At 74.1% G+C, this 15,056-nt stretch carries 11 protein-coding genes; 6 read left to right on the top strand and 5 right to left on the bottom strand.

Annotated features, from left to right (window positions below):
- Nucleotides 1-196: 196 nt before the first annotated feature.
- Together ACTWP8_RS29770 and ACTWP8_RS29765 are read right to left on the bottom strand one after the other, a co-directional pair.
- The gene (locus tag ACTWP8_RS29770) at nt 197-2,773 is read right to left on the bottom strand and encodes an ABC transporter permease (RefSeq protein WP_443325183.1); all 2,577 of its coding nucleotides are present in this window, start codon (nt 2,771-2,773) and stop codon (nt 197-199) included.
- Nucleotides 2,770-3,621 carry an ABC transporter ATP-binding protein gene (locus ACTWP8_RS29765; RefSeq protein ID WP_443325182.1) on the bottom strand — a complete coding sequence of 284 codons (852 nt, stop codon included), beginning with the start codon at nt 3,619-3,621 and terminating at the stop codon, nt 2,770-2,772. The genes ACTWP8_RS29770 and ACTWP8_RS29765 overlap by 4 nt, the downstream gene beginning before the upstream one ends.
- A 408-nt stretch (nt 3,622-4,029) precedes the next feature.
- On the opposite strand from ACTWP8_RS29765, the gene ACTWP8_RS29760 reads away from it, so the two are divergent.
- On the top strand, nt 4,030-5,592 hold the full coding sequence (locus tag ACTWP8_RS29760; RefSeq protein WP_443325181.1) for an MFS transporter: 1,563 nt from the start codon (nt 4,030-4,032) through the stop codon (nt 5,590-5,592).
- Between the two features lie 54 nt (nt 5,593-5,646).
- Here the strand turns inward: ACTWP8_RS29760 and ACTWP8_RS29755 are convergent, their stop codons facing one another.
- Entirely contained in the window at nt 5,647-6,027 is a 381-nt protein-coding gene (locus tag ACTWP8_RS29755) for a hypothetical protein (protein WP_443325180.1), read from the bottom strand.
- 322 nt (nt 6,028-6,349) lie between these two features.
- Between ACTWP8_RS29755 and ACTWP8_RS29750 the strand changes: the two genes are divergently transcribed.
- Entirely contained in the window at nt 6,350-6,640 is a 291-nt protein-coding gene (locus ACTWP8_RS29750; protein ID WP_443325179.1) for a hypothetical protein, read from the top strand.
- Between the two features lie 189 nt (nt 6,641-6,829).
- Complete coding sequence (locus tag ACTWP8_RS29745; RefSeq protein ID WP_443325178.1) at nt 6,830-8,386, top strand: sensor histidine kinase; 1,557 nt, start codon at nt 6,830-6,832, stop codon at nt 8,384-8,386.
- An 80-nt stretch (nt 8,387-8,466) separates the two neighbouring features.
- On the opposite strand, the gene ACTWP8_RS29740 is transcribed toward ACTWP8_RS29745, so the two are convergent.
- Together ACTWP8_RS29740 and ACTWP8_RS29735 are read right to left on the bottom strand one after the other, a co-directional pair.
- On the bottom strand, nt 8,467-8,970 hold the full coding sequence (locus ACTWP8_RS29740; protein ID WP_443325177.1) for an SUKH-3 domain-containing protein: 504 nt from the start codon (nt 8,968-8,970) through the stop codon (nt 8,467-8,469).
- Between the two features lies 1 nt (nt 8,971).
- A complete protein-coding gene (locus ACTWP8_RS29735; RefSeq protein WP_443325176.1) occupies nt 8,972-9,517 on the bottom strand; it encodes a YwqJ-related putative deaminase in 546 nt (181 codons plus the stop codon).
- A 148-nt stretch (nt 9,518-9,665) separates the two neighbouring features.
- Between ACTWP8_RS29735 and ACTWP8_RS29730 the strand changes: the two genes are divergently transcribed.
- The 3 genes from ACTWP8_RS29730 (at nt 9,666) to ACTWP8_RS29720 (ending at nt 14,983) form a co-directional block, all read left to right on the top strand.
- Nucleotides 9,666-10,439, top strand: a complete 774-nt coding sequence (locus ACTWP8_RS29730; protein ID WP_443325175.1) for a sensor domain-containing protein — start codon at nt 9,666-9,668, stop codon at nt 10,437-10,439.
- Between the two features lie 206 nt (nt 10,440-10,645).
- Complete coding sequence (locus ACTWP8_RS29725) at nt 10,646-11,620, top strand: SMI1/KNR4 family protein (protein ID WP_443325174.1); 975 nt, start codon at nt 10,646-10,648, stop codon at nt 11,618-11,620.
- Nucleotides 11,621-11,626: 6 nt separating this feature from the next.
- Entirely contained in the window at nt 11,627-14,983 is a 3,357-nt protein-coding gene (locus ACTWP8_RS29720; RefSeq protein WP_443325173.1) for an SUKH-4 family immunity protein, read from the top strand.
- Nucleotides 14,984-15,056: the final 73 nt, after the last annotated feature.

Raw genomic sequence — 15,056 nt, 5'->3', positions numbered from 1 at the left:
TTGGGCTCGCTGATCTGTCCAAACGGCACGTAGCAGCGGACAACCTCGGCGGTTCGCAGGCATTATGGGCAAACAGGAAAGCCCCGGCGCGCTCGGGATGAGCGCACCGGGGCTCCGGCGGGTTGACGGGGCGGGCGGGCGGCGGGCGCGGGCTGCCCCCCGCGCAGCCCGCGCCCCTGGTCCCCCGCCCCTCCCCCTACTCCGTCGCGATCGCGTTCAGGACGTTCATCCGGCCCGCCCTGAACGCCGGGACCAGGGCCGCGATCAGGCCCACCAGGGCCGAGCCCACGAAGACCGTGGTGATCGTCGGCCACGGGATGTCCAGGACTCCCAGGCCCTCCAGGGCCAGCAGCTTCTGTGCGGCCGAGCCCCAGCCCATGCCCAGGCCGAGGCCCAGCAGTGCGCCGAACAGGGCGATGACCACGGACTCCAGGCGGATCATCCGCCGCAGCTGACGGCGGGAGAGGCCGATGGCCCGCATCAGGCCGATCTCCCGGGTGCGCTCGACCACCGACAGGGCCAGGGTGTTCACGACGCCCAGCACCGCCACGATGATCGCCAGCGCCAGCAGCCCGTAGACCATGTTGAGCAGCTGCCCGACCTGGTCCTTCAGGTTCTGCTTGAAGTCGGTCTGGTCCCGCACCGTGTACTGCGGGTAGTCCTTCATGGAGTCCTTGAGGGCGGCGTAGGCGGCCTTCTCCTTGCCCTCCTCCGCCTTCGCGAACATGATCATGTTCAGCGGCATCCGGTCGGCCGGCACGTACCGCTCGGCGGTCGTGATGTTGGTGTACATCGCGCCCTTGTCGACCGAGGTGTCGTCCGAGGTAATGGCCGCGACCTTCAGCCGGGCCGTTTCACCGTGCTTGAAGGCCACCGTCATCTCGTCGCCGACCTGGACGCCGTGGTCCTTGGCGAAGGCGTCGCCGACCGACATGGCGTCCTTGCCGTACGCGGCGGACAGCTCGCCCGAGGTCGTCTCCCGCCGCAGGTCCTGCGCGTACGTGGGGTCGGCCGCGGACAGTTCGGTGTCCAGGGACTTCCCGTCCGGTGCGGTCAGCTTCGCCTCGACGCCCTTGTAGTTGGTGATGTGCGCGATGCCCTGGGCCGACTCGAGGGCCTTGGCGGCCTGCGGCTGGATCAGCTGGCCGGTGTCGGACTGGACGATGAAGTCCGCGCCGACCGACTTGTCGAGCTGGTCGGTCGCGGAGGCCACCATCGAGGAGCCGACGACCGACAGGCACGCGACCAGCGCGAGGCCGATCATCAGGGCCGCGCCCGTGGCGCCCGTACGCCGCGGGTTGCGCAGCGCGTTGCGCTCGGCCATCCGCCCGACCGGGCCGAACACCCGCAGCACGACCGCGCTGAGCACGCGCACCACGAAGCCCGCGAGCACCGGGCCGATGAGGACGAAGCCGATGAGGGTGAGGAGCACGCCGAGGCCGAGGAACACCGATCCGTCGCCCGCCTTGTCGGCGTTCGCCGCGAGGTAGAGCCCCGCGCCGCCCGCGCCCGTGAGTACGAGGCCCACGGCGGCCCGTATCCAGCCGGACTTGCCGTCCGCCGGGGTCCCGGAGTCGCGCAGCGCGGCCATCGGGGAGACCTTGCCGGCCCGTCGCGCGGGCAGGTACGCGGCGAGGACGGTGACGACGACGCCGAGCACCAGGCCCACGACCGGGGTCGTCCACCGCACCGTCAGGTCGGCGGTGGAGAGCTCCATGCCCATGGTGCTCATGAGCTCCATCAGGCCGACGGCGAGGCCGACTCCGGCGCCGACACCGATCACCGAGCCGAAGAGCCCGAGCAGCAGCGCCTCGGTCAGCACCGAGCGGTTGACCTGCTTGCGGCCGGCCCCGATGGCGCGCATCAGGCCGATCTCGCGGGTGCGCTGGGCGACCAGCATCGAGAAGGTGTTGATGATGAGGAAGATGCCGACGAGGACGGCGATTCCGGCGAAGCCGAGCATCGCGTACTTCATGACGTCCAGGAAGTCGCCCACGTCCTCGCGGTTGGCGTCGGCGGCCTCCTTCTGCGTCTGCAGCTGGTACGTGCCGCCGCCGAGCCCGGCCGCGAGGTTCTTCTTCAGCTGCTCGTCGCTGACGCCCTGGTCCGCGGTGACGGCGATGCTGGTGAACGCATCGCGGGCGCCGAGCAGTTGCTTCTGCGCGGTCGCGGTGTCGAAGTGGACCACCGCGGCACCGGGGTTGGTGACCTTGAAGGCGGCGATACCGGAGATCTTCGCCCTGAAGTCGCCGGTCACGGCGATGGTGCGCAGCTCGTCGCCGAGCTTCAGGCCGTGCTTTTCGGCGGTGTCGGCGTCGACCATGACCTCGGTGGGCCCGCGCGGGGCGTGGCCTTGGGCGATCTCCATCGAACGGAGCTCGTTGCTGGTCCAGTTGCCCGCGATCGTCGGGGCTCCGGTGGTGGAGCCCATGTTCTTGTTGTCCGCGTTGACGACGGTGACACTCATGCTGGTGACGGCGCCCTCGGCGGACTTCACGCCGTCGGCCTTCCGCACCTCGGCGACCGTCGAGGCCGGCAGCGACTCGGGCCTGCCGTTCTGCGGCCTCTCGTCGCCTCCCTTGGCGCTCTTCGGGCTGACGGTGACGTCGGCCGAGGTGGCGGCGAAGAGCTTGTCGAAGGTGGTGTTCATGGTGTCGGAGAAGACGAGCGTGCCGCACACGAACGCCACCGACAGCAGGACGGCGATGGCCGACAGCGCCATCCGCCCCTTGTGCGCGAAGAAGTTGCGCATCGACGTCCTGAAGACGGTCACGACACCCTCCCGCGGGCGTCGAAGTCCTCGGGGGTCCGGCTCGCGGCGCCAGCCGCCGGTGTCGCAGTGCCCCCAGGCGAAGAAAGATGCAGCATGCGGTCGAGGACCTGCTCGGCCGTGGGGCTGTACATCTCGTCGACGATCCGGCCGTCGGCGAGGTACAGCACACGGTCCGCGTACGAGGCGGCGACCGGGTCGTGGGTGACCATCACGATGGTCTGGCCGAGCTCGTCGACGGAGCGCCGCAGGAAGCCGAGGACCTCCGCGCCCGCGCGCGAGTCGAGGTTTCCGGTCGGCTCGTCGCCGAAGATGATCTCGGGGCGGGAGGCGAGCGCGCGGGCCACGGCCACGCGCTGCTGCTGACCGCCGGACAGCTCGGTCGGGCGGTGCTTGAGGCGGTCCGCCAGGCCGACCGTCTCCACGACCCGGCCGAGCCAGGCGCGGTCGGGCTTGCGGCCCGCGATGTCCATCGGCAGCGTGATGTTCTCGATCGCGCTGAGCGTCGGCAGCAGGTTGAAGGCCTGGAAGATGAAGCCGATACGGTCCCGGCGCAGCTGAGTGAGCTTCTTGTCCCTGAGCCTGGTGATCTCGGTCTCGTCGACGAAGATCTGACCCGAGGTCACGGTGTCGAGACCGGCCAGGCAGTGCATCAGCGTCGACTTGCCGGAGCCCGAAGGGCCCATGATCGCGGTGAACTGGCCCCGGGCGATGTCCACATCGACGTGGTCGAGGGCGACGACGCGCGTCTCGCCGGACCCGTACGCCTTGACGACCTGTCGCGCCCGCGCGGCGACGGCCGTACGCCCTCCACTGCCCCCGGCCCTGGGAATGGTCACAGCCGTAGTCACGGTAAGTCTCCTATGTCGTATACATGAAGGAAGTCGGATCCTGCTTCGGTACGGGTCCGAGTCTGCTGCTGGGATGCGGTACGGCGCGCTGGTGCCCAGCGCCGTATTCAGCGGGGGGTAAGCCCCACCCCCCGGTTCCCGCGGGCCCCTCCAGGGGCCGTACGAGAAGGCTAGGGTCCGCACGTCATCCCGCTCCTCCTCCAGCGGGACGAACCACGACTGCCCAGAAGTACGGAACTCCCCCTAAGGGAGTCCGCCTTGTGGCCGAGCTCGTGCCGGGGTCGAGACTGCACCCTCCCCCGACGAGAGGATCAAGCGCAGCCGTCTCACCGGCCGGGATGCGTGGTTCCGTACCCTGAGGCCGGCATGGAAGGGTGCGTAGTACATGGACTTGTGGAGGGGGGCACGATGAGCGGCACCGCGAGACGTACCGGCCGGGACGCCGCCGCGCCCGGGACGGGCCGTGCGCCCGCCGCCCGCCGCGGCCCCGTGGCCGCGGCCCTCATGCTCGCCATGGCCCTGGCCGCCCTCGACGGCACCATCGTCTCGACCGCCGTTCCGCAGATCGTCGGTGACCTCGGCGGCTTCTCCGTCTTCTCCTGGCTCTTCTCCGGCTATCTGCTCGCCGTGACCGTCACCCTCCCCGTCTACGGCAAGCTCTCCGACACCTTCGGCCGCAAGCCGGTCCTCATCTGCGGGATCGCTCTCTTCCTGCTCGGCTCCCTGCTGTGCGCGGGGGCCTGGAGCATGGCGAGCCTGATCGCCTTCCGCGTCGTCCAGGGCCTGGGCGGCGGTGCGATCCAGGGCACGGTCCAGACGGTCGCCGCCGACCTCTATCCCCTGAAGGAACGGCCGAAGATCCAGTCCAAGCTCTCCACGGTCTGGGCGGTGTCGGCGGTGGCGGGTCCGGCGATCGGCGGGCTCCTCACCGCCTACGCCCACTGGCGCTGGATCTTCCTCATCAACCTGCCCGTCGGGGCGGTCGCCGTCTGGCTGATCGCCCGTAACCTCCGCGAGCCGGCGGCCCACAGCAGCCGCCTCCCCCGGGTCGACTGGGCCGGAGCCCTGGCCGTCTTCGTCTGCGGCGGGCTGCTGCTCACCGCCCTGGTCCAGGGCGGGGTGGCCTGGCCCTGGCTCTCCGCGCCCTCGCTCGGCCTGTTCGCCGCCAGCGCGCTGTGCGCCGCCGCGACCGTCGTCATCGAGCGCCGGGCGGCCGAGCCGGTCATCCCCGGCTGGGTCTGGAAGCGCCGTACGATCGCCGCCGTCAACCTCGCACTCGGGGCGCTCGGCCTGCTGATGGTCGCGCCGACCGTCTTCCTGCCCACCTACGCGCAGTCGGTCCTGGGCCTCGGCCCCACCGCCGCCGGGTTCGTCCTCTCCGTCATGACCCTCAGCTGGCCCGTCTCGGCAGCGCTGAGCAGCCACGTCTACAACCGGATCGGCTTCCGGCGGACCGCGCTCACCGGCATCGGCCTCGCGGCGCTGATCCTCCTCGCCTTCCCGCTGCTGCCCTTCCCCGGCGAACCCTGGCAGCCCGCCCTGATCATGCTGCTGCTCGGGGCGGCGCTCGGCCTCTTCCAACTGCCCCTGATCGTCGGCGTCCAGTCGACCGTGCCGTGGGCGGAGCGCGGTACGGCCACGGCATCCGTCCTCTTCAACCGGCAGATCGGGCAGAGCGTGGGCGCGGCGCTCTTCGGCGCCGTCGCGAACGCCACTCTCGCCGGGCGCCTGGCGGACGCGCCCGCCGCGATACGGCCGGGTCTGCCGGGCGACCTCGACTCGGTCTCGCAGGCCCTGGAGCACCCCGGTGCGCTCACGGACGCGGCGGCGGACTATCTGCGGCGGGCGGTCGCCACGGCCGTGGACCACGTGTACATCGGCGCGGCGGTCGCGGCCGCACTCGCGTTCCTGGTCTTGTTGCTGCTGGCCCCGCGCCGCTTCCCGGTCCTGCCGGACGGAGAAACGGACTGAGCCGCGCTCCCCTCCCTTTGAGGCGGGCGCGGCCCAAGTGCGGTGCGGATCCGGTCAGTCCTCCGCGCTCGGTGCCGGGCCCGGCACCGGCTGCGCGTCCCCGAGGTCCGCGACGCCCTCCACGTTCCCCATATCCCCCGCATCCCCCGCGTCCGCTTCCCCGAGCCCGAGCCCGATCCCGGCCCCGGCCCCGGCCGACAGCGCCGTCAGGCTCCCGCGTACGTGCTCCAGGTGCCTGCGGACCTCTTCCCTCCGCTCCGCGTGCTCCCGCAGCACCCGCTCCGTCTCCCCCGCGACCCGCTCCTCCCACGCGTGCGCCCGCGCCAGCAGCTCCGCGGCCTGCGCGTCCGCGGCCTGCCTGCCGTAGCGCGCCGCCTGCTCCGTCTCCGCGTACTCCCGCTGCGCCTGCGCGAGACCGCTCTCCGCGCGCTCCACGAGCTCCTCGACCCGCGCGTCGAACCCGGCCTCCTGCTCGGCCTGCTCCCGACCGGCCTCCTCCCAGCGGGCGGCGTGCTCCTTCTCGGTCGGTGAGGAGCTCCGCGGTCCGCTGCCGCATGTCCTTCAGCGCCGCCACCGCCTCGGTCCGCCACGCCTTGGCGTCCTGCCGGGCCGTCAGCCGTACGTCGTCGGCCACGCGCTGCGCCGCCACCCGGCGCTGCTCGGCCCACGCCTCCGCCTCGCCCCGCACCTCGGCCGCGTAGCCGCGCGCGGCGTCCCGTACGGCCCGGGCGAACTCGTCCGCCTGGCCCCGGAGATCGTGGGCCGCGGCCTCGGCGGCGTCCCGCAGGTCCACGGCCTCGGCCTCGGCCGTGGCCAGCAGCTCCTGCGCCCGCGGGCCCAGGGCCTCGTACGTCTGCGGAGGCAGCGCCACGACCTGGTCGCGCAGTTGCCGCGCCTTCTCCTCCATCTCCTCGACGACGAGGGTGAGCCGCGCCGCGCGCTCCCACGTCTCGTCACGGGATGCCGCAAGCCCGCCGACGATGCGGTCGACCTGCTCGGGCCGGTAACCGCGGTCGCGGCCGCGTACCGCAGCGAAACCGTACGGTGACACAGACGCACTCATCCTGAAGCCCCTTTTATCCGTCATGGTGGTCATGCAACGCTCTGCGGCGCACATCTTTCTGGATCAGAGCGAATCCCCCATAACGCGACACTCCGCGCGGTCCGGCGTGCAGAGGTCGTGCAGGGGTGCAAACCCGGCGGAAAATGCGCGGGCCACGCCCGTACGCTGGTCGGTATGACCACAACGGGGGCAACGGTGGCAAACACGGAAGCCGGGGCGCGGGGCGCGCCAGCGGGGGCGTGGTGGTGGGCACGGCGGCGGAGCATGGTGCTCGACGTCCTTCTCGCCGCCGCATCCATGGCGGAGTGCGCGACCGAGGGCATCCCCTTCGCGCGCGAGGCGCAGGTCCCGGTGGCGGCCGGTGTCGTGCTGGGAGTGGTGGCCGGAGGGACGCTGATCCTGCGGCGGCGCTGGCCGATAGCCGTCGTCCTCGTCTCGATCGCGGTCACCCCGGCCGAGATGGGCTTCCTCCTCGGCATCGTCGGCCTCTACTCGCTCGCCGCCTCCGACGTGCCGCGCCGGATCACGGTCGTGCTGGCCGGGATGGCCATGGCCGGGACGCTGCTGATCACCTTCATCAACTTCCACCAGGACATGGGGAGGAGCGGCTACTCCCCGCCGTTCTGGGTCACGCTGCTCGTCTCGGTGCTCATGGCCCTCGGCCTCACCGCGCCCTCCCTGCTGCTCGGCCTGTACGTCGGGGCGCGGCGGCGGTTGGTGGAGAGCCTGCGGGAGCGGGCGGACGGCCTCGAGCGCGAGCTGTCGCTGCTCGCCGAGCGGGCCGAGGAGCGGGCCGAGTGGGCGCGCAACGAGGAGCGGACGCGGATCGCGCGGGAGATGCACGACGTGGTCGCCCACCGGGTGTCGCTGATGGTGGTGCACGCCGCGGCCCTCCAGGCGGTGGCGCAGAAGGACCCGGAGCGGGCGGCCAGGAACGCCGCCCTGGTGGGTGACATGGGGCGGCAGGCGTTGACCGAACTGCGGGAGATGCTGGGGGTGCTGCGTACGGCGGAGGGTTCGGCGACGGCGGAGGGTTCGGCGACGGCGGGCCGCTCCGGGGCCGGGGCCTCCGGGACCGGCGGCCCCGGAGGCTCCCGCGGCTCCGTCTCCCGCTCCGGCTCCGCGGGCGGGGTGCGGGCCGACGGCCTCGCCGCCCAGGCCCGGCTCGCGGAATTCGCGGCGAGCGGCAGCCCGGGGGGCACCGGCAGCGCGGGCAGCACTGGCATCACCGGCAGCGGCACAACAGGCGATACGCGCCCCGCCGCGGCCTCGGCGCACGACGCTGCCTCGGCGCCCAACGGGGACGGACCGGTGGAGGGCCCCTCCCTGAGCGAGCTGGAGACGCTCATCGGGGAGTCGCGGGCAGCGGGCATGGCCGTCGAGCTGTCCGTAGAAGGCGAAGAGCGGTCGTACGCGCGGCAGGTCGAGCAGACCGCCTACCGCGTGGTGCAGGAGGCCCTCACCAACGTCCACAAGCACGCCGCGGGCGCCAAGGCGCAAGTGCGGCTGGCCCACAGGGACGCCGAGGTAGCGGTGCTCGTGGAGAACGGCCCCGCGGCCGAGGGCGTCTCGAGCGCGGGGCTGCCGAGCGGCGGCAACGGCCTGATCGGCATGCGGGAGCGGGTTACCGCCCTCGGCGGCGGGTTCGTGTCCGGGCCGACGGAGGCGGGCGGCTTCCGCGTCTCGGCCGTGCTCCCGGACCGCACCGCCGGTGCGAGCGGGGCCGCCTGACCGTACGGGACGAGCGGGGCCGCCTGACCGTACGGCGCGCGGCGAGGGCGGGCCCGGACGCGTGAGGACCGTACGGCCGGTCAGTCGCTCGTGCTGAGCCTTGCCGGGCGCGTCCCGGTGATCAGCCTGGCGAGGGCCTGGTCGATGTTCTGGCCCAGGTACCAGTCGCCCGTGTGGTCCAGGCTGTAGACCCGGCCCCCGGAGTCGATCGCGAGGACCGCGCCCGCGCCGCCGGTCTCGGCGCCCAGCGGGCAGATCTCCGTCTCCAGCGCGCGCCCGAGGTCGGCGAGCGTACGGGCCAGGTGCAGCCCGTGCATCGGGTCGACGAGGAGCGGCGTGGGTGCGATGTGGCGCCCGGGCCCCGGTCCTTTGATGTGCAGGCCGCCGAACTCCGCCCACGCCTCGACCGCCGCGGGGAAGACCGTGTGCCGGTGCCCGGCGGGCGAGGCGTAGGCGCGCAGCGCATCGGCCCATATCTCGGCCTGCTTTATGTCCCAGCGGCCGGGGAGCCATCCCGCCTCGCGCAGGGCCGCGTCGACGGCCACGGGGAAGCGGGTCGCCACGGTGCGTTCAAAGGCGCGCACGTCAGCCCCCGTCGGTCGCCGGGTCGACCGCGCGCACCCCGAAGTGGGCCAGCAGCGGCTCGCACGAGCGGCAGGGCGGGGCATACGCACCGTGCCGCGGGTCGCCGTCCTCCCGGATGTGCCGGGCCGTGACCTTGGAGTGCTTCAGCGCCCGCCGTGCCTCGCCCTGGGTCAGCGGCTTGCGGGAGGCCCGCTTGCTGCGCGCCGCCTCCGCGCCGGTGAGGTAGCGGGAGAGGAGGACGGCCTCGGGGCAGCGGCCGGTGAAGCGTTCCCGCCGGTCGCTGGTGAGCGTGTCGAGAAAGTCCTGGACGAGCGGGTGGAGGGCGGGCGGCCGGCCGCCCTTGGTCGCCGTGGCGGTGAGGGTCTCGCCGCGTACGGAGAGCGCGGCGGCGACCGCGGGCAGGATGCCGTCGCGGCGGTGGCGGAGCACGGGCGGGGTGCCGGCGTCGTCGGCGCTCCAGCTGAGCCGGGGATCGCCCGGCGGTTTCGCTGTGACGTCCGGCGCGCCGGCTGCGTCGGACGCTTCGATCTGTGGTGCGGCGCTCATGGTGGTGCTCTTTCCCTCCCGTGCAATCCCCCGAGTTGCGGGGACAGCCTGCCAAATGTGCAGGCAGATGGGGAAGTCGGCGACACGGAACGCGCGTCGCGCGGGTGGGGGGTTGCGGGCGGGGCGCGGAGGCGGAAGGGTGCCCGGCATGCGCACCCGGACCCGTACTCGTATGCGCCGCGCCCTCGCGGGCCTCCTCGCCGCGCCCCTGCTCGCGCTGTCCGCGGTCGCCTGCACGGGGGACGGCGGGGACTCCGCGGAGGGGAAGAAGGAGGACGGCGGGAAGGGCGGCCAGGCACGCGACGGCGGTACGGAACCGGGGTCGGGGCCGGGTTCTGGCGTACGGCCTTTGACCAAGGCGGAGTTGGAGTCCGCGCTGCTGAGGAAGGGTGACATCTCCGGGTACGACGTGCAGCGCGCGAAAGCCGACGATATCGCTTCCGAGGACCCGGCGGAGGTGGACCGGAAGGAGTGCCGGCCCATCGCCGAGGCGCTCGCGTCCAAGTCCTCGTACGCGCGCACGGCGACCGCGAACGGCACGCTCGCGAAGGGCGGCTTCGGCGACGGCGCCGTCTTCCAGGCGCTGCTGCTGTCCGCGTACGACGACGGCGACGCGCGCCGGTGGCTCGGGGAGCTGAAGAAGGCGGTCGGCACCTGCGAGGCGTTCACCGGAACCGAAAGCGGCGGTGACGCGACGGACTTCACGGTCGGCAGCGCGCCGGGAGCGACGGCCGGAGACGAGTCCGTGACCTTCTCCCTGACGCAGAAGGGGGACGAGGCGGCGGTCGTGGTGACGGTCGTCCGCACCGGCGCCAACACGGCGACATATCTGTCGATCCCGCTGTCAGGGAAGGCGACCGCGGTGGAGCGGAGCGTCGCGGCCAAACAGCACGAGAAGCTCGTCGCCGCGGCCGGGAGCTGAGCCGGAAACCGGTCGGGAGCCGAGCCGGAAGCAGGGTCGGAAGCCGAGCCGGAACCAAGTCCGAAGCAGGTCAGGAAGTTGAGCCCGAGCTGAGCCCGAGCTGAGTCCGCCCCCGCGTGAGGCGGCGCGGGACCGGGGAGACACCCCCTGTGGCGGCAACGCATAGGCTGTGCGGGAACAGTCGTACGCAGCAGGGGGCAACCGCCATGACGACAGGTCGGCTCGGGCAGGCCGCGCCACCGAACTCGGCCTACGCCGGGCAGGTCGTACATTTTCCGGACCCGGTCCGGGCCGCCCGCCACACCAGAGGCGTACGGGTGGACGAACGCGGATTCCCGGACTTCTCGCTCTATGCGCGGGCGGCGGCCGAGATCGCCGAGCCTCCCGAGGGGTTCGGCGTCGACGAGCTGCGGCTGACCGACTACGTGTCGGCGAACGCCGCGCTGCACGCCGGGGGACACGAGCTGTGGGCCAGCCTCCCGCCGGTCGCGACCCCGCACGGCTGGACCTGGCACCACGTCCCCGGCACCCGCCGTGTGGAGCTCGTCCCCGCCGAGGTCAAGGCGCTGCTGCGACACCACGGCGGCCTCGCGACGGCCGCCGTCGACCACGACAAGCGCGGTACGCGGCCGCTCCAGGAGACCCGGCCCGTGCACTTCGGGCTGCCCAGCAAGGCGCTTTCGGTCAGCGAGGACCAGATCCTCGGCGTCGAGGAGGACCTCGGCTACCGGCTGCCGGGCGCGTACCGCTCCTTCCTCAAGGCTGCGGGCGGCTGCGCGCCCGTGGGCGTCGCGCTCGACGCGCAGCTGGGGCTCCTGGTCGACCAGCCGTTCTTCACGGTGCGCGACGAGGCGGCGGTCAACGACCTCGTCTACGTCAACAAGTGCCTGCGCGACCACTTCAGCAAGGACTACCTGGGCGTGGCCTTCGTCCAGGGCGGCGTGCTCGCGGTGAAGGTGAGGGGACAGGCGATCGGGTCGGTGTGGTTCTGCGCGTACGACGACGCGCGCGACCGCGACGGCTCCACGGTCCAGGAGCGGGTGGAGCGGCTGCTGCTGCCCTGCGGCGACGACTTCGACGACTTCCTGCAGCGGCTGGCGGGCAACCCGCCGGAGCTGGAGACCGTGGCGAACCTGATGGTGGACGGCGGCTTCGCGCACGCCGTCCCGGTGGAGGGGTGAGGCGCGATGGTGACATTCGCGCAGGCGCAGGAGCGCGCAGAGCGCTGGGTCAACGGCGACGTGCCCGCGTACCAGCACCGCGAGGTGCGGGTACGGGAGTTCGACCTGGGCTTCGTGGCCTGGGCCGAGGACCGCGAGGACGGACCGATCTCGGACGGCGGCCGCACCCGGCTGGTGATCGCCCGGGACAGCGGCGAGTCCACGCTGTGGCCGGGGCTGCCGGTGGGCGAGATCATCCGGCGGTACGAGGAGGAGTACGGCGCTCCGTCCGACGACGGCGTCGTTCCGGCGGCCGACGCGCCGCCTCAGCGGATCGACCTCGAGGCGACGTCCTTCCTGCTGACGCCGCCACAGTGGCTCCAGGAAGCAGCCGACCAACTCGGCATGCCGGACCACCGCTCGTCCGGCCACGGCCGCTCGGCGGCACCGGGCCCTGCCGGCGCGGGCGGGGAGCCTGGCACGGGCGGGACGATTGGCGCGGGAACGCCCGGCGCCGGGCAGTCGGACACGGCGAACGCCGGCGCGGGGCCAGCCGGTCCCGGGGGGCCCGGCGTGGCAACGCCTGACGCAGCGGCAGCAGGTGCCGGGGCACCTGGCGCAGGGATGCCCGGAGCCGGGGCGCCCGGTGTCGGGGCCACCGGCGCTGCGGATCCCAACTCCGGGGCACACAGCGCCGGATCACCCGGCGCAGCGGTGTCCGGTGCCGGGGCAGTCGGGCCCGGGACGCCCGGTGGTGGCTCCGGATCGCCTGCGGCAGGGGCTGCGTGGCCGGAGGCTGGTTCCGGGGCCGTGCCGTATGAGCCCACCACAGGGGCCTCCGCGTCGCAGCCGGGCGGCGGCCCGTCCCGGCCCGGTGGTTCCACCGGTAGCGGCGGCAGTCCCGGCGCGCCCCTGGGGGGCACGCCGTGGGCCGACGCCAACACGCCCAGCGATGACGACGACCGGTCGGTCGGCCTGCCCGCCACGGTCTTCGCACCGCCGCTCGTCGGCTCCGACGACGATGACGCTCCGCCTCCGCCCGGCGTAAGCGCGGACGCCAAGACCGAGCTGATGTCGAGCGGCAGCCGGCTGCCCCGTACGACCGTCGCTCCTGCCCTCGACGACCCGGGCTTCCCGGGTCAGGCGGGACCCGGAGTACCCGGTGCCCCGGGCACGCCCGGCGCCCGCGGCGGCAACCCCGGTACCCCGCCGCCTCCGGGCGCCCCCGGCACCCCGGGCGCCGGAGCGCCCCCGGCCTCGCGCCCAGGCGCGCCCGGCGCGCCCGCAGCCGCCGCACCCCCCGGACCCGGGGTCCCCGGCGCGCCGCCGCAGCCGCCGGGTGCGCCCGGCGCCCCTGGGGCACCGGGCGTGCCGCCGGGTCAGAGCGCGGGCGACATCGCGGACGCGGCCACGGCCAAGGCGCCCCGCGGCCCGAGCCGCGGCGGCGCGGGCGCACCCCCGCCCCCTGGCGCCCCGGGCACGCCCGGCGCCCGCGGCGGCAACCCCGGTACCCCGCCGCCTCCGGGCGCCCCCGGCACCCCGGGGGCCGGAGCGCCCCCGGCCTCGGGCCCCGGCGCTCCCGGCGCACCGGCCGGTGGCTACATCCCGACCCAACTGGTCTCGGCCCTTTCCCCCGACGGCAGTCCGGGTACGCCTCCGCCCGCTCCCGGCCAGCCCGGTGCGCCCGGATCCGGCGGCCCTGGCGGTCCCGGCGGAGTGCACGCCGCCGCCACGATGCTCGCCGACTCCTCCGGCCCCGGACACCCCGGCACCCCCGGCGCCCACGGACCCGCCGGACCCGGTGCACCCCAGCCCCCCGGCCCGCCCGGAACCCCTGGCGCCGGTGTCCCCAACCCGCCCGGCCCGCCCGGAAGTCCCGGCGTCCCGGGGCAGCCGGGCGCTAGCGACCCGAACGCGCCCGGTACCGGCGGCCCCTCGGGTCCGCAGCCTCCGGGTACTCCCGGCGGCCCTGGCGGCCCTGGCGGTCCCGGCGGAGTGCACGCCGCAGCGACGGTGCTCGCCGACTCCTCCGGCCCCGGACACCCCGGCACCCCCGGCGCCCACGGACCCGCCGGACCCCAACCCCCCGGCCCACCCGGCACCCCAGGCCAACCCGGCACGCCCCATCCGCCCGTCCCCGGCCAGCCCGGCGTCCCCGCCGGACCCGCCGGACCCGCCGGACCCGCCGGACCCGGTGGCGTACATGCGGCCGCCACCATGCTCGCCGGTGACCCCGGCGCCCCACCGGCGCCCGGGCCGGGAGCCCCGGGGATGCCGCCCGGTGCCCCGGGCGCCCCCGGAATGCCAGGCGCGCCCGGAATGCCCGGCACGCCCGGCGCCGCCGGCATGCCCCCCGGCGCCCCCAACGCGTACGGCTACCCGCAGCCCCCCGTCGGCCAGCCGATGGTCGGCCCCGGCTACATGGCCGTACTGCGCTACCGCGCTCAGGACGGCTCCGAACAGCAGCTGATCCGACGCTCCGCGCCCGGCACCCCGCACCCCGAGTGGCAGATCCTGCACGAGCTGCGCGCCATGGGCGTCCCGCCCCAGCAGGTGCTGGAGCTGCACACCGAGCTGGAGTCCTGCGATCTGCCGGGCGGCTACTGCGCCCGCATGATCCGCGAGACGTGGCCGCAGGTACGGATCAGCAACACCGCCCCGTACGGCCGTGACCACGCCACGCGCCAGCAGGGCGTACGGCACCTGATCGAGCACCAGGGCGAGCTGCACCAGGTCGCGGACGGCCCGGCGCGGCCCGCCCCGAACCGGGTTCCGCTGCCGCACCCGAACCAGGTGCCGCCGGCCCCGCCGGTCCCGCCCCAGGCGCTGGCGCAGGAGCTGCTGCAGTCGTTCGGCCCGCAGGGCGTCTTCCGTTTCGACCAGCGGGCGGTGTCCCGGCAGGGCGTGCCCGAGGTGGTCGCGCAGACGCTGGTCTGGGCGGGTCTGCCGGTGGACTTCGGCCCGTTCTTCTGGGCGCAGGCCCAGCCGGGCCGCCCGGTGCCGACGCTGGCCGAGCTCGCCGCGGAGCGGGGCGTTCAGCCCGCGCCCGATGCGGGGTCGTACCTCGTCATGGGCAACGACTTCGGGCGCCAGCTCTGCGTCCAGTACGGCACGGCGCACATCGTCGCCGTACCGGTCGAGGCCGGGCCCGGCGGCCAGCCGGCACCGCCGCAGTTCGCCAACTCCGGGCTCCCGGAGTTCGTCCGCTGCCTGGCGCTGCTGGGCCGGATGTGGCGCCTGCGCTTCGGACTGACGCCCGAGCAGGCGGGCCGCTGGACCGTCGACTTCCAGGCCCAGCTGGCCTCCCTGGACCCGGCCGCCCTCTCCAACCCGGAGAACTGGTGGTCGGTCCTGCTCGAGCAGATGTGGGACGGTCTCCTGTAAGCCGCCAACCACGCCCGCCCCAGGGCACCCGCGACCCCGTACACCTACGGGACGGCACCGCCGTATACCGTCG

Source organism: Streptomyces sp. 7N604 (assembly GCF_052245475.1).
Taxonomy (GTDB): domain Bacteria; phylum Actinomycetota; class Actinomycetes; order Streptomycetales; family Streptomycetaceae; genus Streptomyces.
The sequence above is the reverse complement of the archived record's forward strand: the minus strand, read 5'-3'. Positions and strand labels throughout refer to the sequence as shown.

Excerpts from the sequence above, each read along its gene's own strand:
- ACTWP8_RS29760 (WP_443325181.1), top strand. The coding sequence starts at position 4,030 with ATGAGCGGCACCGCGAGACGTACCGGCCGGGACGCCGCCGCGCCCGGG.
- ACTWP8_RS29745 (WP_443325178.1), top strand. The coding sequence starts at position 6,830 with ATGACCACAACGGGGGCAACGGTGGCAAACACGGAAGCCGGGGCGCGG.
- ACTWP8_RS29735 (WP_443325176.1), bottom strand. The coding sequence starts at position 9,517 with ATGAGCGCCGCACCACAGATCGAAGCGTCCGACGCAGCCGGCGCGCCG.
- ACTWP8_RS29730 (WP_443325175.1), top strand. The coding sequence starts at position 9,666 with ATGCGCACCCGGACCCGTACTCGTATGCGCCGCGCCCTCGCGGGCCTC.
- ACTWP8_RS29725 (WP_443325174.1), top strand. The coding sequence starts at position 10,646 with ATGACGACAGGTCGGCTCGGGCAGGCCGCGCCACCGAACTCGGCCTAC.
- ACTWP8_RS29720 (WP_443325173.1), top strand. The coding sequence starts at position 11,627 with ATGGTGACATTCGCGCAGGCGCAGGAGCGCGCAGAGCGCTGGGTCAAC.